Here is a 17502-nt window from a genome sequence, read left to right as displayed (position 1 = left end):
ATCCGGGGGATCGGTATGCGTCTCATCCCGCGCACCTCGCCTGCTGGACGTGGAGTTCCGGGGTGAGCGTCCCGGCGGTCTTCGGCAGGACGACCCGTCCGTCGAAGTCGCAGAGGTAGAAATTGAACCAGGATCCGTAGGACGCCGTCGCGGTGAGCTTGTCGAGCTTGTTCGGCAGTCGCTTCAGGACGCCCTCCACGGTCTTCTCGTTGTCGTTCAGCGTCTTGGACAGGTCGGACAGCTGCGAGATGTCGGAGCGCAGTGCCGGGCGGCCCTGCTCCAGCAGGCCCGAGGTGGCCTCGGTCAGATCGCCGATGCTCACCAGCGAGTCGCCGATGGCGGTGCGGTCGGCGGACAGCCCGGACACCACCCGCCGCAACTGGGTGAGCAGTCCGGAGAAGCGGGCGCTGCGCTGGTCGAGGGTGCCCAGCACGTCGTTGAGGTTGTCGATCACGGAGCCGATCAGCTCGTCGCGGTCGGCGAGCGTCGAGGTCAGCGACGCCGTGTGGGCCAGCAGGCTGTTGACCGTGCCGCCCTCGCCCTGCAGCGTACGGATGATCTCGTACGCTAGCTGGTTGACGTCTTGGGGGCTGAGCGCGGCGAACAGCGGCTTGAAGCCGTTGAGCAGCGCCGTCAGGTCCAGCGCGGGCCGGGTCCGGGACAGCGGGATGCGCCCGCCCGGCTTGAGCCGGGTCCCGTCCCCCGGGCCCTCGGTGAGTGCGATGTAGCGCTGGCCGACCAGGGTCCGGTAGCGGATGACGGCACCCGTGCCGGCCAGCAGCGGCCGGTCGTGGTCGACGGTGAAGGTGACCTCGGCGACCGTACGGTCGCCCGCCGTCGTCGTACGGATGTCCTCGACCTCGCCGACGCGCACCCCGGCCACACGGATGTCGTCGCCGGTCTCCAGGCTGGTGACATCGCTGAAGACCGCGCTGTACGAATCGGTGGCGGTGAAGCGGACGTTGACGATGGTGGCCGCGAGCAGCGCGGTCGCCAGGATCGTCACGGTGGCGAAAACGCTGAACTTGATCAGCGGTGCGGTGGTCTCCATCGCCTTCATGCCACGCTCACCGCCGTCCCGCGGGCCAGGGGGCCGAAGAGCAGGGTCGCGACGGGCGGCACCTGGTCCGCGGGCACACCCATGACCGGTGCGACCAGCGCGCCGATGAGGTCCTGCTCGGATGCCGACGCGCTCGACGCCCTCGTTCCGTCGTTGAGATGGAGGTCCGGCGCCGGCACCCGCGGATCGGGCAGTCCACGGCAGTCGGGGCCGGACCGGTCGGCGTAGCGCGGCTCCTCGCCGGGGCGGTACGCCGGGCGCGGCCGGACGATCTCCAGGGTGATGTGCATCTCGCCACCGGCGAAGGCCTGCTCGGCCAGCGGCTCCCCCTTCGCCAGTCCGCCGAGCAGGCAGGGGAACTCGGGCGAGTAGCGGGCCAGCAACGCCAGCGTGGGGCGGGAGACCCGGTTCAGGGTGATGATGCGGTCGGCGTTGTCGCTCAGCACGTCCTGCCCCGTCCTGGCGAAGGCGGTGGTCCCGGTCAGGAGGGCGGCGAAGGTGTCCCGCCTCTCGACCAGAGTGCGGCTTGTGGTGATGGTGTTGCGGAGCACGCGGAGCAGGTCCGGTGCAGCGTCCCCGTACACCTCGGTCACATCGGCGAAGCGCGCGATGTCCTCCTTGATCTGCGGCATGTGCGGGTTGAGCGCGTGCAGATAACGCTGGACGCGGGTGAGGTTGCCGCCGATCCGGTCGCCGCGCCCCTCCAGGGCGTCGGCGAAGGCGGACAAGGTGGCATTGAGCTCGGCGGGCCTGACGGTGCGCAGCAGCGGCAGAAGGTCGTTCATCAGCTGCTGCACCTCGATTCCGGCCCTGGTGCGGTCCTGGGTGATCACGTCTCCCGCCCGGATGTGGCGCGTCGCGGGCCCGCGGGGGACGACGAGGTCGACGTACTTCTCACCGAAGAGGGTCTTGGGCAACAGCCGCGCCTCCACGTTCGCCGGGATGTCGGCGACGTGCTCCGGCTTCAGCGCGATGCCGAGGGTCGCCTTCGTCCCGTCGGCCCGCACATCGCGCACCTGGCCGACGATGAGGCCGCGCAGCTTGACGTCAGCGGCGGGCTCCAGCTGGTTGCCGATGGTGTCGGCCTGGAGGGTGATGCGCACCACCGGCGTGAAGACCTGGCGGTAGGCGGCCACGGCGAGCGACAGCAGCAGGACCAGTACGGCCAGGAAGACCAGGCCGTACAGCCGCAGCGTGACCGGGGACGCCCCCGCGCGCGCCGGCTTCGGCGGCTTCGCTTTTTGCATGAACATGGGCTATCCCGCGATCCGTACGGTCGTGTTGGCTCCCCAGATCGCCAGGCTGAGGAAGAAGTCGAGGACGTTCACGGCGACGATGGAGGTGCGCACAGCCCTGCCGACCGCGACTCCGACGCCCGCGGGGCCACCCTTGGCGTGGTAGCCGTAGTAGCAGTGCACGAGGATGATCATCACGGCGAAGGCGATCACCTTGCCGAAGGACCAGAACACGTCGACGGGCGGCAGATACTGCTGGAAGTAGTGGTCGTACGTGCCGGCCGACTGCCCGTGGAAGCCGGTGGTGATGGTGCGGGCGGCCAGGTAGGAGGAGAGCAGCCCGATCACGTACAGCGGCACGACCGCGACGAAGCCGGCGATCATGCGGGTCGTGACCAGGAACGGCAGTGAGGGGACCGCCATCACCTCCAGCGCGTCGACCTCCTCGCTGATCCGCATGGCCCCGAGCTGCGCGGTGAATCCGGCGCCGACGGTCGCGGACAGGGCGAGCCCGGCGACCAGAGGGGCGATCTCGCGGGTGTTGAAGTACGCGGACAGGAAGGCCACGAAGTTCGAAGTGCCGAGCTGGTTGAGCGCCGCGTAGCCCTGCAGCCCCACCTCGGTGCCGGTGAAGAAGGACAGGAAGGCGATGACGCCGACGGTGCCGCCGACCACGGCCAGCGCCCCGCGCCCGAAGCTGACCTCGGCGAGCAGCCGCAAGACCTCCTTCTTGTAGCGGCGCAGCGTACGGCCGGTCCAGGCGAGCGAGCGCCCGTAGAAGGCCAGTTGGCCGCCCAGCTCCTCCAGGCGGTCTGTGAGACCGGTCAGAGCCATCCGCCTCAGCCCTTCTGCGGGACGATCTGGAAGTACACGGCAGTCATCACGAAGTTGGTGACGAAGAGCAGCATGAAAGTGATCACCACCGACTGGTTGACCGCGTCGCCGACGCCCTTCGGGCCGCCCTTGGCGGTCAGTCCCTTGTACGCGGCGACGATCGCGGCGATCGCACCGAAGACCAGGGCCTTGAACTCGGCCGCGTACAGGTCGGGCAGCTGGGCGAGCGTGGTGAAGGAGGCGAGGTACGCGCCCGGAGTGCCGTTCTGCAGGACGACGTTGAAGAAGTAGCCGCCGGCTACGCCGACCACCGACACCAGGCCGTTGAGCAGCACCGCCACCACCATCGAGGCCAGGACCCTGGGGACGACCAGCCGGTGGACCGGGTCGATGCCCAGCACCTCCATCGCGTCGATCTCCTCCCGGATCTTGCGCGCCCCCAGGTCCGCGCAGATCGCCGAGCCCCCCGCGCCCGCGATCAGCAGCGCCGTCACGATCGGGGAGGCCTCGCGCAGCACCGCCAGCACGGAGGCGGCGCCGGAGAAGGACTGCGCACCCAACTGGCGGGTGAGGCTGCCGATCTGCAGGGCGATCACCGCACCGAAGGGGATGGACACCAGGGCGGTCGGCAGGATCGTGACGCTCGCGACGAACCAGGCCTGCTGGATGAACTCCCGCACCTGGAAGGGGCGCCGGGGCAGGGTCCGCAGCACGTCCAGGGCGAGGGCGAAGAGATCTCCGGTGTGCCGCAGCCCCGCGACAGGAGAGAAGCTCACGGGTGCGCCCCCTCCCGTTCGGCGATGGCGGCCCAGCGGGGCGGCCGGCCGATGCCGGCGCTGGGCAGCAGCCGCGGGGCGACGCCGACACCGGCTGTGTCGTCGAGCCCCGCCAGCTCCTGCTCGACCTGGGAGGCGTCCTTCTCCTCCGCCATCCCGATCGGGCCCTCCATCCGGCCCCCCAGGAACTGCCGCACGACCGGCTCGTCACTGGACAGCAGCTTCTCCCGCGGGCCGAACATCACCAGCTCACGGCGGAACAGCAGACCGATGTTGTCGGGTACCTGGCGCGCCGACGCGATGTCGTGCGTGACGATCAGGAAGGTCGCGTCCGTCTGCGCGTTCAGGTCCACGATCAGCTGGTTGAGGTACGCCACACGGACCGGGTCCAGCCCCGAGTCGGGTTCGTCGAAGAGGATGATCTCCGGGTCCAGAACCAGCGCACGGGCGAGCCCCGCCCGCTTGCGCATACCGCCCGAAATCTCCCCGGGCAGCTTCTCCTCCGCGCCGATGAGGCCGACCATGTCCATTTTCTCCAGGACGACGCGCCGGATCTCGCTCTCGCGTCTGCGGGTGTGCTCGCGCAGGGGGAAGGCGATGTTGTCGAAGAGGTTCATGGAGCCGAACAGCGCGCCGTCCTGGAACAGCACGCCGAACAGCCGCCGCACCTCGTACAGTTCGCGCTCGCGCAGACGGGTGATGTCACGGCCCGCGACATGGACCGATCCCCGGTCCGGCCGCAGCAGGCCGACCAGCGTCTTCAGGAAGACCGACTTGCCCGTACCGGAGGGACCCAGCATCACGGAGATCTCCCCGGCGGGGAGCGTGAGCGAGACGTCCTCCCAGATGACCTGGCGGCCGAAGGACTTGGTCAGTCCCTCGACGCGGATCTCCACACCCATCCGGAATCCCCTCTGCCACGACCACGCCGTCGTGACAGACCGGGGCGCGGACGGGAAGCGGGGGAGCCCACGCTCCCGGCCTGTCACGTGCTCTACGGCGGGGGACGCCCCGTCCGTCGCGCAGAGGGAAAGTTTTTTCGAGGGGCCACCGGGCCCGGTCACGGACGCACCGGTAGGCGGGGGCGTCCGCCGGCGAAGACGCGGATGCCCGTCGCGGGACGCCGCCGACCATGGGCAAGCGTGGGCAACGGCCGGCACCACCGAGAGTGCGGGGCGTCCCCACCGGCGCGGTGGGGACGCCCGGTCAAGGACGCACGGGCACGCCCGGAACGTTCGGCAGCGCCGACGGAGTGACTGTCACCGGGACGTCGCCCACCGCGGGGAGCGTCGGCACCGTCGGCAGGCTGGGCACCGCGGCGACCGGGGGAACCGCCGGGACTGCCGGCACCGCGGGAACCGCCGGCACCGCCGGCACCGCGGGGACCGCCGGCAACCGGGGCACGGCCGGTGCGGACACATCCGGTACGGACACATCCGGCACCGCCGCCCGCGTCGCGAGGCGCAACCGCGGTCCCGGCGACGGCGAAGCCGACGCCGCGCCGCCGTCCCCGACCGGACCGCCAGGGCCGTGCACCCCCGGTGCGTGGTCCGGCAGGCCGGGGCGGGACGCCCCCGATCCGTCCTTCTCCGTCGCCGTCGCCGTCGCCGTACGAGGGTGACGCGCGGGCCCGGCGGCGTCACCCGCGTACGGCACGGCCAGCCCCAGCACCGTGAGCGTCGCCGCCGTGGACACCGCGGCCACCGTCTGCAGGCCACCGCCGCCGCCCGCCGGACGCTGCCGGGCCACGCGCCCGCACAGCCACAGCGCGAGGCCGAAGGTCGCGGCCAGCGTCTGCCGCAACGCCCGCCGCGCCCGGGCGAGCAGCGACTCGACCGCCCGGTAGCTGAGCCCCATGCGGGACGCGACCTGCTCGACGTCCAGGTCCTGCGATCTCAGCCGCAGCGCCTCCGCCTGCCGGGCGGGCAGGTCGCCGCTCTGCGCGGCCAGCCAGACGGCCTCGGCACGATCGCAGACCGACTCCTCGACCGTCGCCGGCGTCGGCATCGCGCGGCCCGCGATTGCGCCAACCTCCGTCTCGCGGTTCACCTGCCGGTATCGGTCCGCGCACAGCCGCATGGTCACGGTCGTCAGCCACGCGCCCAGCCGCTCGTCATCGACATTCGGGTTCTCCACGGCGCGCAGCATCGCCTCGTGAACGGCGTCCTCCGCGTCCTCCCGGCTCATGGACCGGCGGCGCGCGACTCTCATCAACGCTTCGCGGTGGCTCCACATCAGCTGCCATCGCTCATCCGAGCCGCGATGGGTTTCCGTCGCCATCAGTGCCCCCTCGCGCGTCCACCCCGATCAGCGCCGATGCTACTCCCGAGTACGCCGGACGGGGAGGGGTCAGGCCCCGGCGGCCGGCGGGTCCATGTACATGCCTCCCACAGATGGCCGTCGGAGGAGCCATGGAGCAGGGCCTGATGTACGGCCGCAGTTTTGAGGGCCCGGTACTGGGACGAGCTGGCCGCCACCGACAGCGCCTCCGCGTCCGCCACCACCGGCACACCGATCGTGGCACTGGCCGGGGCGCGGCTGGCGGATGCGACCGGCGACGACGCGGCGGTGCGCGAGTATCTGGGCCTGCCCGAAGCCGACCCGGGCGTGCCGCCGGTGCCCCGTGTACCGGCGCAAGCCCAGACGGGTTTGCCAGCCACTTCCCTGCAGGTCGACTGACGCGAGGTGCGGGCGCCGGCTTCCCCGCCCTGCGTTGCTCGTGTCAGCGGGGGCTCTGCACGGGCCGGGGGGCACTCGGCCCGGCCGGGCTGGGCATGCGTGCCGCCTGCACAGCAGCAAGGTACGGCCAAACGGACTCGCAGTAGGTTTGTAGACCGAATCGCGCTGCGTCGTAGATATTACCTTTGGGTAGTGTGGCGCGGGACTGTTGTCGTGGGTCAAGGGACGGTGCGGGCGTGCTGGTGGCGGAGCGGTATCGACTCGACGAGCCGCTGGGCCGTGGGGGCATGGGCGAGGTGTGGCGCGCTGCCGACCAGGTGCTCGGCAGAGCGGTGGCGGTCAAATTGATGCTTCCGGGCGATGCCGATGCCGAGGCGGCCGGCAGGTTTCGCCTGGAGGCCCAGACAGCTGCCCGCCTCAACCATCCACACGTCGTTGGCGTGTATGACTTCGGCGAACATGACGGCCAGTTCTACCTCGTGATGGAGCTCATCAACGGGCACAGCCTGGCCCAGGAACTGGCTACGCATGGTTCTGTGGACTCTTTGCGGGCGTCGGAGATCGGTGCTCAGGCCGCAGCCGGTTTGGCTGCGGCGCACCGGCAGGGTGTCATCCACCGTGACATCAAGCCGGCCAATGTGATGCTGACCACCGACGGCACCGTGAAGATCGCCGACTTCGGGATCGCTCGCTTCACCGATGAGGCCTCCAGGGCGCTCACCGCCACCGGCCGGGTGATGGGCTCCAGCGGCTACTTGGCACCGGAGCGGGCACTGGGGCGCCCGGCCGGACCCGCCTCGGATGTTTATGCCCTCGGCTGTGTCCTGTACGAGTTGGTGACCGGCCGCCCTCCGTTCATCGGAGAAACCCCGCTGGCAGTGATCCACCAGCACGTCGACGCGGCACCGGTTCCCGTCAAACAGCTCAACCCGGCGGCGTCGGGCGTGCTCGCGGACTACATCCTGTCTCTACTGGCCAAGGAGCCGAGCCAACGTCCCACCGCCGATCAGATAGCCGGCTGGCTTGCCGCCTCGGCAGACCACAATTACCGGCAACCGTCAACGATGCTCGCTGACATCGTGCCGACGCCTGCGGCAGTCCTGCCCGACGCCGCTCCGTCCCGCCTGTACGGGCGCGGTGCCGCGCAGCAGCGGCGCATTCGAATCCTTATCGGTGTTGCCGTGGTCGCCGTGTTCGGGACTGCGGCCGCCGTCGGTGCGGCCTGGAGCTCCGATGACGGCGGCTCATCGTCACCCGGGCCGGCATCCTCTCCCTCCTCTGTTGTCACTGCGCCCTCCGTACCCTCTGGCGAAGTCTCCACGCCGGCAACAGTCACGTCGCCGTCATCGCAGACCCCGTCGGGCCCTCGCGGCAAGGGTGAAGATCACAAAGGCAAGGATCACAAGAAGCACGGTCACGACGACTGACGAGCATCACTCAGTAGCGCGGCGCGGCACGGGATTCCTGGCGGACTACACTGATCGTCGGCGCGGGAGCGCTGCTGCTGGAGGACTGGATCCCGCATGGCAGGCTGCTGCCCGCCCCCGTACCGGTCGCCGGCGTGACGGCCGCCCCATCTTCCCGATCCCGGGTGCCGACCCCACCGATCCGTCCAACCAGCTGTTGTCGCCCGGCCCGATCACCGACCCGGCCGCGCCCCCGGAGCAACTGCCGGACCAGGAGACCCTGAACCGGCTGCCGGCCCGCGAGAGGCAGCAGGGTGACCTGCTCTCCCGCAGCAACACACGCATGACGGCCCACGCCCGGCGCAGTCGCCCTGCCGCCTGTCGCTGCAATCGGGAAGCACCTCAATCCTGGGACGGCCCGGGGGTGGTCCCGAGTTTCTCGATCTCCACGACGGAGTCGGTTCGCACGGTCAGCACTCGCTCCTCATGGATCCCGGCGGCTCCGGCCTCGTTGCAGACGAAGTGGATGAGTTCGCCTTCTCGCTTGTACTCATCGGCCTGCACGTCACGTTCTTTCGTCTGCGTGGGGCTGCCACTGGCGACGCGCTGGGTCAGCTTGTACCGGTTCATGCAGCACCTCCTCACTCAATCGTCCCCCTTGGTGAGCACATGGGCGGTGAGCACATGGGCGCGGGCATTGTCGGCACGTAGCGGTCAAGGACGGCGACGAGTTCACCGTGGCACCAACGCAGATACACGTGGCCTCCGACGACTCATCGGGGCTACGGGTGGGGCGGAGGCATCTGGCTCCGCCGTGGCCTCTTGTACGTGCTGGGTACACCGCGCGGTGATGTCCGGTTCGGCTGCAGTAACGAGGTTCGCCGGGTCCGACCCCGACGGGGGTGTGCGCCTTCCCACCGCGGATCAGGCCACCTCCTGCTGCTGAACGCCTGTGGTTGGCCCTGCCTCAGCTTGATGGGTCCATGGAGACGCAGGCCCACATCGGTGTCCTGGTTACAGATCTACGCTGGCGAGGTGGTCGGCGCTGCCTCCGCGCCACTCGACCAGGAAGAGGGTCGCGTCGTCGGTGGTGATTCCGCATCGTTCCTTCATCAGGGCGTGGGAGAGACTCCGCACCATCTCCTGCACACCTTCCCTCGCGCGCCCGGCGCGCTCGATGAAGTCGATGAGGCGGTCCTCGCCGAACTGCTCCCCGCCGGACTCGTGCTCCTCGATGAGACCGTCGGTGAAGAACAGTATCCGGTCGCCGGGCCGGAGTGTCTGCTGGCTGATCTGCGGTTTGTCGCCACCGAAGCCGACCGGCAGGGTTCCCGGGCCTTCCAGTGCCTGGATGACCCGCTGGTCGCGGATCAGCAGCGGTGCCGGGTGGCCGGCGTTGACCCACTGCAGGTGGCCCGTTCCGATGTCCAGGCGCAGCATCTGCGCGGTGACGAAGTGGTCGGGGCCGAACTGTTTGTCGATGGCCGTGTCCATGAACCTATACAGGTCGGCGAGTCCGACGTCGGTGCGTCTGGCGTGCCGGTAGGCGCCGATGGCGACGGTCGCCAGCGTGGCGGCGTCCAGGCCGTGGCCCATCGCGTCGATGATGGCCACGTGCAGGATGTTGTCGTTGAGCGCGTAGTCGAAGCTGTCGCCGGCGACGTCGTAGGCGGGCTCGAGGATTCCGGCTACCGAGACCTGCGGGGTGATCATGGTCATAGGGGGAAGCAGTGACCATTGGATTTCTGCGGGCACGCTCATCGGTTCGCGACGTCGGGTCTGGAAGAACTGGTCGGTGTAGCTGTTCTTGGTGACCAGCATGTCTGCGACCAGGCCGGCGAGGCGCCGCAGCAGCCGCCGGTCATCGTCATCGACGGTGTCGAGGGTGACGGCCAGCACCCCCACTTCGTCGCTGCCGTCGAGGAGCGGGAGGAGCATCCGTACGCCGTGGGCCTGCGGCTGTTCGACGGGGGTCGCGCGGAGGAAAGCCCTGCCGGCTGGGGACTCGTCGATCCGCTCGGGGGCGCCGGTCGTGAGTCTCCTGCCCGGCAGTGGCGTCAGCATCAGTTGGTCGTAGTCCTGCAGGAGGATCGAGACGTCCCGGCCACCGATCCTGCTCACCTCCTCCGCGACCAGCGGGGCGATCAGCTGCGGTGGCATCTCGTGAGCCCGGTCCAGCAGCAGACCCAGCAGCCGCTCACCGAACCCTTCCGACCGGTCCACCGTGATCTTGCGGATCTCCCGTTCGTCTTCCGGCATGACTACCTCGTTCCCGCCACCGGTCTTCATGCCTTCGCAAGCCTCCCGCTACTTACTCCACGTTGCCCGCCAGGGACTCACCGAGGCCGTGCCCCTGTCCCAGCATCTCGCCAACTCGCGCCCCGCGACACTCACGCCGGGGTGGATCTTCAAGGCTGGGGTTGAAGGTGCGGGTGGGATGCGAGGCCGTCGATACGGCCCGGTGACTCGCCGTTCCGACGCGCGTCCACGCGGGTGGTGGAGCGATCTTTGGCCGGTGGCCTGTCGGTGTGGGGTCGAGCATGACCAGGGGGCCGCAAGCCGCCTTGCGACTCGGGCAGGCTTCCTCTGCGGGTGCCGAAAAATCATTCGCGCAGCTCAGCCGCCGTATGACTTCGGCTTCCCGCCCGGGAACCGAAGATGTTCAACGGTGCCCAAAAGCATCCTTGAACGTTCACTCCGACCTCGGCGGTGCCCGGTTGAACCGCCGCGCTGGCCTGGCCGGAAGATTTATCGGCACCCACAGCGTCGGGTGGAGTGGAGCACGCCGCGCCGAGCTCGGCGCGCACATCCTGCGCGTCCGGGCGGACCGCCGGGTAGCCGAGACCGCCTACGTGGAGTTTCCGGCCCTGCTCCGGGACGTCACGCCCGTGGTGCAGCCGCTGGCGCCGGCCGCGGCGGTCGCCGACGTCGGCGGGTCCATCACCTCCTGGAACCGCACCCCTTACAAGCTCGCCCAGCGCATCACGGTCCGCGCCCGGCCTACCTGACCGGGCCTTCGTCCTCTCCTGACTGTTCGTCAGGAACCTCTAGGATGGCCTCTCGGGTGTACCGAGGGCTCCCTGGGGGTGGGGCCACCCTAGGGGCCATGAGTTCGGCGAGGAGCCTGCTCAGGTCATCCGTGGAGAGCGCCAGGCCCAGGGTCTGCAGGATGCGCAAAGCACAGTCCCGGATGGACTGAGCATGCTTCTCGGGCGCCGCCGTGCTCCTAATCTCGTCACACACTCGGCTGAACTGCTCAGCGCTGATCGTTGGCCGACTTACCGGTTGCGCCATGGTGCGCTCCTCCTGGAAGAGCGGGCCGTTCCACCCGCTCTTCCAGAAAGCGCTGAGCACACTCCGACGGCAACTGGAGAGAACCAGCGCACAGGCGTCTACGGGCAGCCGGCGAACGGCATCACGGACTCGGAGCACTTCGTTCTCCGCGCGGAGGCGGGCACCTGCGTGGGGCCGCTGTACCTGCTGCTGGATGAGGCGACCAAGGGTGTTCATGCGCGGCCTGGACGCCGCCCGCGAGGCCGGGCTGCCGCTGCCCGAGCTGGCAGGGGAAGACGCCCACCGAGGATGCCGGAGAACTGACGGGTGGCCCCGGCCGAGGCGCGGCTCCTCTTCGCGAAACCGCTCGTCCACCACCAGCACTCCCGCCCCGCCCGGGCCTGCCCCCACTCCGTTGTCGGCCAGGTGTCCAGATGGGCGACTACGTCACCGGACACCTCGGCCCCAACCAGCAGGTGCCCGAGCGTGTCGCCCCCAACCTCACGTTCAAGGCTGCAGGCCTGATCATCGAGATGGGCAAAAAGCGCATCTCCGCCTCCGAACTCCAGAAGCCCGAAGAGTGATCAGGGCGCCCACAGTCGCTGATCAAGTGGGGAGGGGCGGGGTCGGCACGTGCCATTACTCTCCACCAGGGACGTTCCCATCGAACTCTCTGCTTTGGGAGACAGCTGACGTCAGGTACGTCAGGTACACCCCTCCCTCGCAGTCGGACATCTTCCGCAGGGTCCAACGGCCCCGGACGCTCGTGGAGGAGAAGTTCGACTCGGCATCGTCCTCCTCCACTTCGCCCTCCATGAGGATGTAGCCGGCCTTTGGGAGCCGCTTGTGCAGGAACGCCAGGGTGCTGTCGAAGCCGCCCCGTACGACGGTGGCGACGACGAGCCGGCCGCCGGTGCGGTGCTCCACCGAGGTCACGACCGCGCCGTCGGGCACCGGCAGGTTCTCCGGGAAGTCCTTGGGGAGCGGCATTGACGCGGCAGTGGGACAGCCGCCGGGCGCGGCGCCGACCGCATTCCCGGCCGGCGGATCGGTTGCGTGCTCCGCCGCGTACGGTGGCCCCGCCGGGGGCTCGGCGTGCTTGTTCGCCGCTGAGCATCCGGTGACCGCGGCCAGGCTGAGGACGGCTCCTGCCAGTACGGCAGCCGGAGGCGATGGCTTCATCTAGTGGCTTCCTCAGGGCTTCTTGTGCGGCCGAGGATCAAGGCGTCGTACGCGCCGTACAGCGTGTTGCCGGAGGACTGGCGGGCGATGGAGGCCAGCGCGTCGTAGTTCTGCGCACCTCCGGTCGCGCAGGTGCCGGTGCAGCCGTCGGCGTAGGCGGCGAGCACGCGACCCTGGGCGTCGGTGGTGACGTCGATAAAGTCCAGGAGATTGCGGTCGTTGCCGCACGTGGTGCCGCCCGTGCAGATCGACCCCTTCTGAACCGGGTCGGTGGGGGTGGCGTCGATAGTCACCCATGACCGGCCGCCGTCGTAGGTGGTGGCCACGTACAGGTGCCAGACGCCTGTGAAGTTGGCCGCATCCTGATAGTTGCCGCCAGTGGTGGTGCCCAGGAAGGCGAACGCGGCGCGGTTGTCGTCGCCCGCGGTCACGGCCGGAAAGACGATGTTCTTGATGCCGAGGGCCGCGCCGACGTTTTGGTCGTACAGCCACGTCTTACCCCTGTCCTGGCTGACAGCGATACGCGGCGTGCCGTCGCTGTTCTGGTAGCCCATGTAGACGGTCCCGCCGGCCCCGACTCCCACGCTCGGGTCCGAGTCACCGGGGGTGCTGGTCGGGTTCTTGCGGACGGTCCACGTCAGCCCGTTGTCCTCGGAGACGGCCACGGCCTGATTGCCACCGCAGCCCTTGTTGGGCACGTACACCGTGCCGTCCGGGGCGACCTTCACATGCCCGTGCAGGCCACCGCAGTCCAGCAGCGAGTACATCGGAACGGCGGGCCCGTACGTCAGACCGCCGTCCCGACTGACCGCGCAAGAGGCGTCGGCGATGTCCTGGGAACAGTAGTAGACGGCGTTCGGGTACGACGTGACGGTGCCTGGACCGCCCGTGGCGAAGGTGCCGCCACCGATGGTCTGGTGGTCCACACCGGAGTTGATGCCCGAGCCGCCCGTCGGCGTCCACATTTCACCGTCGTCGTCGGTGTAGCAGGTCAGGGCGGTCTTGCCGGCGAGCTGCGACTCGAAGGTGCGGTGGGTGACCGGGTCGGTGAACAGGATCGGGTCGAGGCTGGTGGTGCTGCCCTGGGGGCAGCCGTTGGCCGCGCTCGCGCTTTTGTCATGCCATGTGGCGGCACCGGCACTGTCGTAGGTGACCTTGAGTGTTGACGTGTACGCCTGGTACATCGCGGCGCCACTCGCACGGTCGACGCCGATCGAGGGTTCACCGGCGTTGTGCGCATCCGCGATGCCGTCGGGTGCCCAGGCGTTCGCGTACGTCGGCGGTGGGGCCGTACTCGGCGGCGGATCGGCCGGAGCGGCGATCAGGCTCGCGGTGCCGGTGAAGCTGTCGCCGAGCGGCGCGTACGGCACCACGCGCACGGTGTACGACGCCGACACCGCCGGAAGCAGCACGGTCTCGGGGTCGCTGGAAGAGGCCGAGGTGGCCACCTCTCGGCGGTCCGCATCGAGGACGTACAGGTCGAAGTCGGCGGCGGAGTGCGGCCATCTGACGCCGATGCGCAGGCTGTGACCGGCGTCGTAGCCCGCGGGCACCGACACCTTCAGGGCGTAGTCGTCGCAGGGTTGCCCATTCCCGCAGCTCACCGTCCCGGCAGTGCCGGAAACATTCGGGACGGCGAAGGGCCCGCCGCTCCACGTGGTCATGGGCGCGGTGTCGCTGACCGCTCCGGAGGACGGGGTGGCGGCGTCGGCCGACACACTCGGCAGGGTTCCGGCGACGAGCGCCAGCAACCCGACGGCGAGACGCCCCCGCGACAGCAGGTGGTGGTGAAGACGACGTGCGGAGAGGAGAGCCACAGGTACCTCGTGGGTTCGCGAGTCGGACGAAGGGTGGTGGTGTGTGGCGCTACGGGTCAAGCCTTCGTCTGCTCTACGGGGAGGCAGGCGGCGTCCGTCGCGAGAAGCCGAACTCTTTTCGAAACGGGCTGGACGGGTGCTGAGGGGGGCAGTAGGAATTGGTGAGGCAGATCGCTCGGGGGCGAGGATGTCGCCCCAGGGCCACCACAGCTCGACCGCAGTGAAGCCCGCCATCCCAGCCCGGCCGCGCCCCGTTCCCCACGAAAAGGTGCCCCCCCACTGCGCTAGGGCACTTACGGAGGCCTGGTCAGAGGGCGTCGACGCCGCTCACCTTCCAGCCGTCGGTGGTGTGGGTGAGCGTCATGCGCCCCGGGGGGCCGAGCATCACCGAGACCTCCCCGGCGGGCAGCGTCAGCCAGACGTCTTGCCAGATGACCTGGTGCCGAAGGACTGGGTCAGCCCCTCCACACAGATCTCGACACCCATCCGGTTCCATCCTTCGCCCGTGGAGCAGTTCCGACATCTGCTTTACAGGGAGGAGAGGGCGTCCTTCGCGGCGAACCAAGAATTTTTTGCGGACGTGTGTGCTGGGCGCTACGGCAGCTTCGGCGACGGCGTGCGCGAAAGCGTCCCGGGGGCGGAGACGGACAGCGGAGCAACCGGTACGGCCGAGGCCGGGGGAAGCGACGGGACCGACGAGGCGACCGACCTCGTCGGCAGACCCGGCACGACAGTCGGCAGCCCTGGCACCGCGGTCGGCAGACCCGGCACGGCGGACGGCAGACCCGGCACGACGGTCGGCAGACCCGGCACCTTCGGAACCTCGGGCACCTGCGGCGCCGAGAGCGGGGACGCGGGCACATCCGCCAGGGACGGCACCGGCACCGGCACCGGCACCGGCACCGGCACCGGCACCGGCAGAAACGTTCCCCCGGTGGGTGAGGGCGTCCGGTCCCAAGCCCCGTGCGCCGGCGACAAGGGGGTGGGCGTTCCGGGGGCGCGCCCCCGGCCCGTGGCCTCGCCGTGCACAATCCGCGGGTCGCTGGACATGGCCGGCCGCGGCGCCGGACCGGTCCCGTTTCCGCCCGCGTCGAGCGCGTACGGCAACACGAACCCCGCCACCACCAGAGTCGCCGCCGTCGTGGTGACCGCGACCGCCTGGGCGTTGCCGCCCCCGCGCAGCCGCCCGCGCCCGACCAGGAACAACACCAGCCCGAGCGTCCCGGCCAGCGAGGCACGCAGCGTCCGCCGGGCCCGGGCGAGCAGCGACTCGACGGTCCGGTAGCTGAGCCCCATCCGCACCGCGACCTGGCTCACGGCCAGGTCCTCGGACCTCAGCCGAAGCGCCTCCGCCTGCCGGGCGGGCAATTCACCGCTGCGCACGGCCAGCCACTTCGCCTCGGCCTGGTCGCACACCGCCTCCTCGACGGGTACCGGGCCCGGCATGATGAGTGCGGGGCGGCTGCCCACCTCGGCCTCGCGGTTGACCTGCCGGTGCCGGTCAACGCACAGCCGCATCGTCACCGTCGTCAACCAGGCGCCGAGCCGCTCGTCGTCGAGGTCCGGGCGCTCCGCGGCTCGCAGCATCGCCTCGTGAACGGCGTCCTCGGCGTCCTCCCGGCTCATGGATCGCCGCCGAGCCACCTTGAGCAACTGCTCACGATGGCTCCACAGGCGCTGCCAGCGCTCGTCGGCGGCCGCTGTGTCCGCAGGCATGTCCGTCGCCATAAGGGCCCGCCCCTTCGCACTCACCCGCCGGTACTGTGCTTCCGACGTGGCGAGATTACCGCCGAGTAGTGGCAGTTGTGGAGGGGCAGACGCCCATCGTGTTCCGGCCGTAGCCGGTGGTCAGCGGCCGGCCTCGGGCAGCACACCGCCCCCGGGCAGCGTGAGGGTCGGCACGGGGACGGGAACCAGCCGCGTCGCGGACTCCTTCGGGACCCCGGCCTCGAGGGACGGGCTGGGAGAGGGTGAGGTGGGCGACGTCGACGGCATGCGCGAAGGACCAGTGCCCGGCTTCCGGTCGTCCGACGGCTTCGGCGGCGAAAGCTTCTGCCTCTTCGGACGGGACGGCTTCGGCCGGACCGACCGGGATCCGTCGGACGCGTCCGGCACCACGCGGTGTCCGGTCAGGTAGTACGCGTACCACGCCTTGACGGCACGCAGATAGGCGTCCGAATGGTTGTAGCCCAGTATCGCCCGGTCCAGGTCGGCCGGGTTCGACAGGTCGCGGCCGCCCGCGCACAGGTAGCGGCCGGCGGCGAGCGCCGCGTCGTAGACATTGTTCGGATCCGTCCGTCCGTCGCCGTTACCGTCCGCTCCCCAGCGGGCCCAGGTGGACGGGACGAACTGCATCGGACCGACCGCGCGGTCGTACACGGCGTCCCCGTCGTACGCGCCGCCGTCGGTATCCGCCACGACAGCGAAGGCGCCGCCGGTCAGCCGCGGGCCGAAGATGGGCGTCACGGTGGTACCGTCCCCGGTCACCCAGCCGCCCCGTGCCTGCCCGGACTCCACCTGGCCGATCGCGGCCAACAGCTGCCAACGCAGCCGGCAGCGCGGCGCGCTACGCGCCAGCTCCTCCTCGGCACGCCGGTACGCGGCGAACACACTCGCAGGCACGTCGCCGCCAACCGTCACTCCCTGTTTCGTGCCCTTCTTCCGCGTCCGCAGCGGGGGAAGCCCGGTGCGATACGGGGTGTCGCCGGACACGCTGAGGCCGTGCTCGGCGGGTACCGCCTTCCGTGCGGGCTCTGCGCCTTCGGCCGAGACCACCCTCGGCGCTTGCGACGCGGTCAGCACGGCCATCGCCGCCGCCGCGATCGCCGTACCCCTGGCACCCCTCAGCGCCCCCTTGAGTGCACGCACTGTCATCGCGCAGTCCCCTCCGTGGGTGAATCTGTCGTCTGCTCTACGCGGCCGGAGGGCAGGTCCGTCGCGCGGAACCGGCGGATCGGGCGGGCGCCTCTTCAGACGGCGTGGCGGCGGGCCAGACGTGTGGATCACGTGAGGCGGACCGGACCCGAGCCGCTAGCCTGTCCTGAGCGGCCCGGACAGGGCCCGCGCGGACGGCCGAGGGCCCCGATCCCCTGACGGGCGCGGGGCCTTCGTCGCCCCCAAGGGGTCTGCGGTGCTCACCGTTTCCCCCACCCCAGCTGGCCTCAGCCGACTCCCCCACCCCGTTCCCAGAGACCTTCGAGGGGCCCTCATGGGAACGTCGTGGGAACGGAAGGCCATGTA

At 70.1% G+C, this 17502-nt stretch carries 16 protein-coding genes and 1 pseudogene; 4 read left to right on the top strand and 13 right to left on the bottom strand.

What is annotated here, in order from left to right:
* Nucleotides 1-22: 22 nt before the first annotated feature.
* The 6 genes from ACFYXS_RS35895 to ACFYXS_RS35870 form a co-directional block, all read right to left on the bottom strand.
* Complete coding sequence (locus tag ACFYXS_RS35895; RefSeq protein ID WP_389255984.1) at nucleotides 23-1060, bottom strand: MCE family protein; 1038 nt, start codon at nucleotides 1058-1060, stop codon at nucleotides 23-25.
* Complete coding sequence (locus tag ACFYXS_RS35890) at nucleotides 1057-2307, bottom strand: MCE family protein (protein ID WP_389255983.1); 1251 nt, start codon at nucleotides 2305-2307, stop codon at nucleotides 1057-1059. The genes ACFYXS_RS35895 and ACFYXS_RS35890 overlap by 4 nt, the downstream gene beginning before the upstream one ends.
* 9 nt (nucleotides 2308-2316) lie before the next feature.
* Nucleotides 2317-3129, bottom strand: a complete 813-nt coding sequence (locus tag ACFYXS_RS35885) for an MlaE family ABC transporter permease (protein ID WP_389255982.1) — start codon at nucleotides 3127-3129, stop codon at nucleotides 2317-2319.
* Nucleotides 3130-3134: 5 nt separating this feature from the next.
* Nucleotides 3135-3905, bottom strand: a complete 771-nt coding sequence (locus tag ACFYXS_RS35880; protein ID WP_389255981.1) for an MlaE family ABC transporter permease — start codon at nucleotides 3903-3905, stop codon at nucleotides 3135-3137.
* Nucleotides 3902-4807: an ABC transporter ATP-binding protein gene (locus ACFYXS_RS35875; RefSeq protein ID WP_389255980.1), complete on the bottom strand. Its 906-nt coding sequence runs from the start codon at nucleotides 4805-4807 to the stop codon at nucleotides 3902-3904. The genes ACFYXS_RS35880 and ACFYXS_RS35875 overlap by 4 nt, the downstream gene beginning before the upstream one ends.
* 304 nt (nucleotides 4808-5111) lie before the next feature.
* Nucleotides 5112-6185 (bottom strand): RNA polymerase sigma factor, encoded by a 1074-nt coding sequence (locus ACFYXS_RS35870; protein ID WP_389255979.1) that lies wholly within the window; start codon nucleotides 6183-6185, stop codon nucleotides 5112-5114.
* A gap of 162 nt (nucleotides 6186-6347) precedes the next feature.
* On the opposite strand from ACFYXS_RS35870, the gene ACFYXS_RS35865 reads away from it, so the two are divergent.
* Together ACFYXS_RS35865 and ACFYXS_RS35860 are read left to right on the top strand one after the other, a co-directional pair.
* Entirely contained in the window at nucleotides 6348-6584 is a 237-nt protein-coding gene (locus tag ACFYXS_RS35865) for a hypothetical protein (RefSeq protein ID WP_389255978.1), read from the top strand.
* Nucleotides 6585-6820: 236 nt separating this feature from the next.
* On the top strand, nucleotides 6821-8011 hold the full coding sequence (locus ACFYXS_RS35860; RefSeq protein WP_389255977.1) for a serine/threonine-protein kinase: 1191 nt from the start codon (nucleotides 6821-6823) through the stop codon (nucleotides 8009-8011).
* A gap of 381 nt (nucleotides 8012-8392) precedes the next feature.
* Here the strand turns inward: ACFYXS_RS35860 and ACFYXS_RS35855 are convergent, their stop codons facing one another.
* A complete protein-coding gene (locus tag ACFYXS_RS35855) occupies nucleotides 8393-8620 on the bottom strand; it encodes a hypothetical protein (protein ID WP_389255976.1) in 228 nt (75 codons plus the stop codon).
* Between the two features lie 384 nt (nucleotides 8621-9004).
* Nucleotides 9005-10249 carry a PP2C family protein-serine/threonine phosphatase gene (locus tag ACFYXS_RS35850; RefSeq protein ID WP_389255975.1) on the bottom strand — a complete coding sequence of 415 codons (1245 nt, stop codon included), beginning with the start codon at nucleotides 10247-10249 and terminating at the stop codon, nucleotides 9005-9007.
* A gap of 458 nt (nucleotides 10250-10707) precedes the next feature.
* Between ACFYXS_RS35850 and ACFYXS_RS35845 the strand changes: the two genes are divergently transcribed.
* Both ACFYXS_RS35845 and ACFYXS_RS35840 read left to right on the top strand, forming a co-directional pair.
* Nucleotides 10708-10998 carry a hypothetical protein gene (locus ACFYXS_RS35845; protein ID WP_389255974.1) on the top strand — a complete coding sequence of 97 codons (291 nt, stop codon included), beginning with the start codon at nucleotides 10708-10710 and terminating at the stop codon, nucleotides 10996-10998.
* A gap of 699 nt (nucleotides 10999-11697) precedes the next feature.
* Nucleotides 11698-11847: a hypothetical protein gene (locus ACFYXS_RS35840; protein ID WP_389255973.1), complete on the top strand. Its 150-nt coding sequence runs from the start codon at nucleotides 11698-11700 to the stop codon at nucleotides 11845-11847.
* 55 nt (nucleotides 11848-11902) lie between these two features.
* On the opposite strand, the gene ACFYXS_RS35835 is transcribed toward ACFYXS_RS35840, so the two are convergent.
* The 5 genes and pseudogenes from ACFYXS_RS35835 to ACFYXS_RS35815 all read right to left on the bottom strand — a co-directional run bounded on the left by ACFYXS_RS35835 (nucleotide 11903) and on the right by ACFYXS_RS35815 (nucleotide 16884).
* Complete coding sequence (locus ACFYXS_RS35835) at nucleotides 11903-12253, bottom strand: hypothetical protein (protein WP_389255972.1); 351 nt, start codon at nucleotides 12251-12253, stop codon at nucleotides 11903-11905.
* A gap of 188 nt (nucleotides 12254-12441) precedes the next feature.
* On the bottom strand, nucleotides 12442-14262 hold the full coding sequence (locus ACFYXS_RS35830) for a sialidase family protein (protein ID WP_389255971.1): 1821 nt from the start codon (nucleotides 14260-14262) through the stop codon (nucleotides 12442-12444).
* A 367-nt stretch (nucleotides 14263-14629) separates the two neighbouring features.
* A pseudogene (locus ACFYXS_RS35825) lies at nucleotides 14630-14748 on the bottom strand (ABC transporter ATP-binding protein); the annotation flags it as partial.
* A gap of 108 nt (nucleotides 14749-14856) precedes the next feature.
* Entirely contained in the window at nucleotides 14857-15978 is a 1122-nt protein-coding gene (locus tag ACFYXS_RS35820) for a sigma-70 family RNA polymerase sigma factor (protein ID WP_389255970.1), read from the bottom strand.
* A gap of 132 nt (nucleotides 15979-16110) precedes the next feature.
* Nucleotides 16111-16884 (bottom strand): lytic transglycosylase domain-containing protein, encoded by a 774-nt coding sequence (locus tag ACFYXS_RS35815; protein WP_389255969.1) that lies wholly within the window; start codon nucleotides 16882-16884, stop codon nucleotides 16111-16113.
* Between the last annotated feature and the right edge of the window lie 618 nt (nucleotides 16885-17502).

This window comes from Streptomyces sp. NPDC002574, assembly GCF_042889545.1.
GTDB lineage: Bacteria > Actinomycetota > Actinomycetes > Streptomycetales > Streptomycetaceae > Actinacidiphila.
The sequence above is the reverse complement of the archived record's forward strand: the minus strand, read 5'-3'. Positions and strand labels throughout refer to the sequence as shown.

What these genes read in the sequence shown, in the direction of transcription:
- ACFYXS_RS35850 (WP_389255975.1), bottom strand. Translation starts at nt 10,249, where the DNA reads ATGCCGGAAGACGAACGGGAGATCCGCAAGATCACGGTGGACCGGTCG.
- ACFYXS_RS35890 (WP_389255983.1), bottom strand. Translation starts at nt 2,307, where the DNA reads ATGCAAAAAGCGAAGCCGCCGAAGCCGGCGCGCGCGGGGGCGTCCCCG.
- ACFYXS_RS35870 (WP_389255979.1), bottom strand. Translation starts at nt 6,185, where the DNA reads ATGGCGACGGAAACCCATCGCGGCTCGGATGAGCGATGGCAGCTGATG.
- ACFYXS_RS35875 (WP_389255980.1), bottom strand. Translation starts at nt 4,807, where the DNA reads ATGGGTGTGGAGATCCGCGTCGAGGGACTGACCAAGTCCTTCGGCCGC.
- ACFYXS_RS35895 (WP_389255984.1), bottom strand. Translation starts at nt 1,060, where the DNA reads ATGAAGGCGATGGAGACCACCGCACCGCTGATCAAGTTCAGCGTTTTC.
- ACFYXS_RS35835 (WP_389255972.1), bottom strand. Translation starts at nt 12,253, where the DNA reads ATGCCGCTCCCCAAGGACTTCCCGGAGAACCTGCCGGTGCCCGACGGC.
- ACFYXS_RS35820 (WP_389255970.1), bottom strand. Translation starts at nt 15,978, where the DNA reads ATGCCTGCGGACACAGCGGCCGCCGACGAGCGCTGGCAGCGCCTGTGG.
- ACFYXS_RS35840 (WP_389255973.1), top strand. Translation starts at nt 11,698, where the DNA reads ATGGGCGACTACGTCACCGGACACCTCGGCCCCAACCAGCAGGTGCCC.
- ACFYXS_RS35885 (WP_389255982.1), bottom strand. Translation starts at nt 3,129, where the DNA reads ATGGCTCTGACCGGTCTCACAGACCGCCTGGAGGAGCTGGGCGGCCAA.
- ACFYXS_RS35855 (WP_389255976.1), bottom strand. Translation starts at nt 8,620, where the DNA reads ATGAACCGGTACAAGCTGACCCAGCGCGTCGCCAGTGGCAGCCCCACG.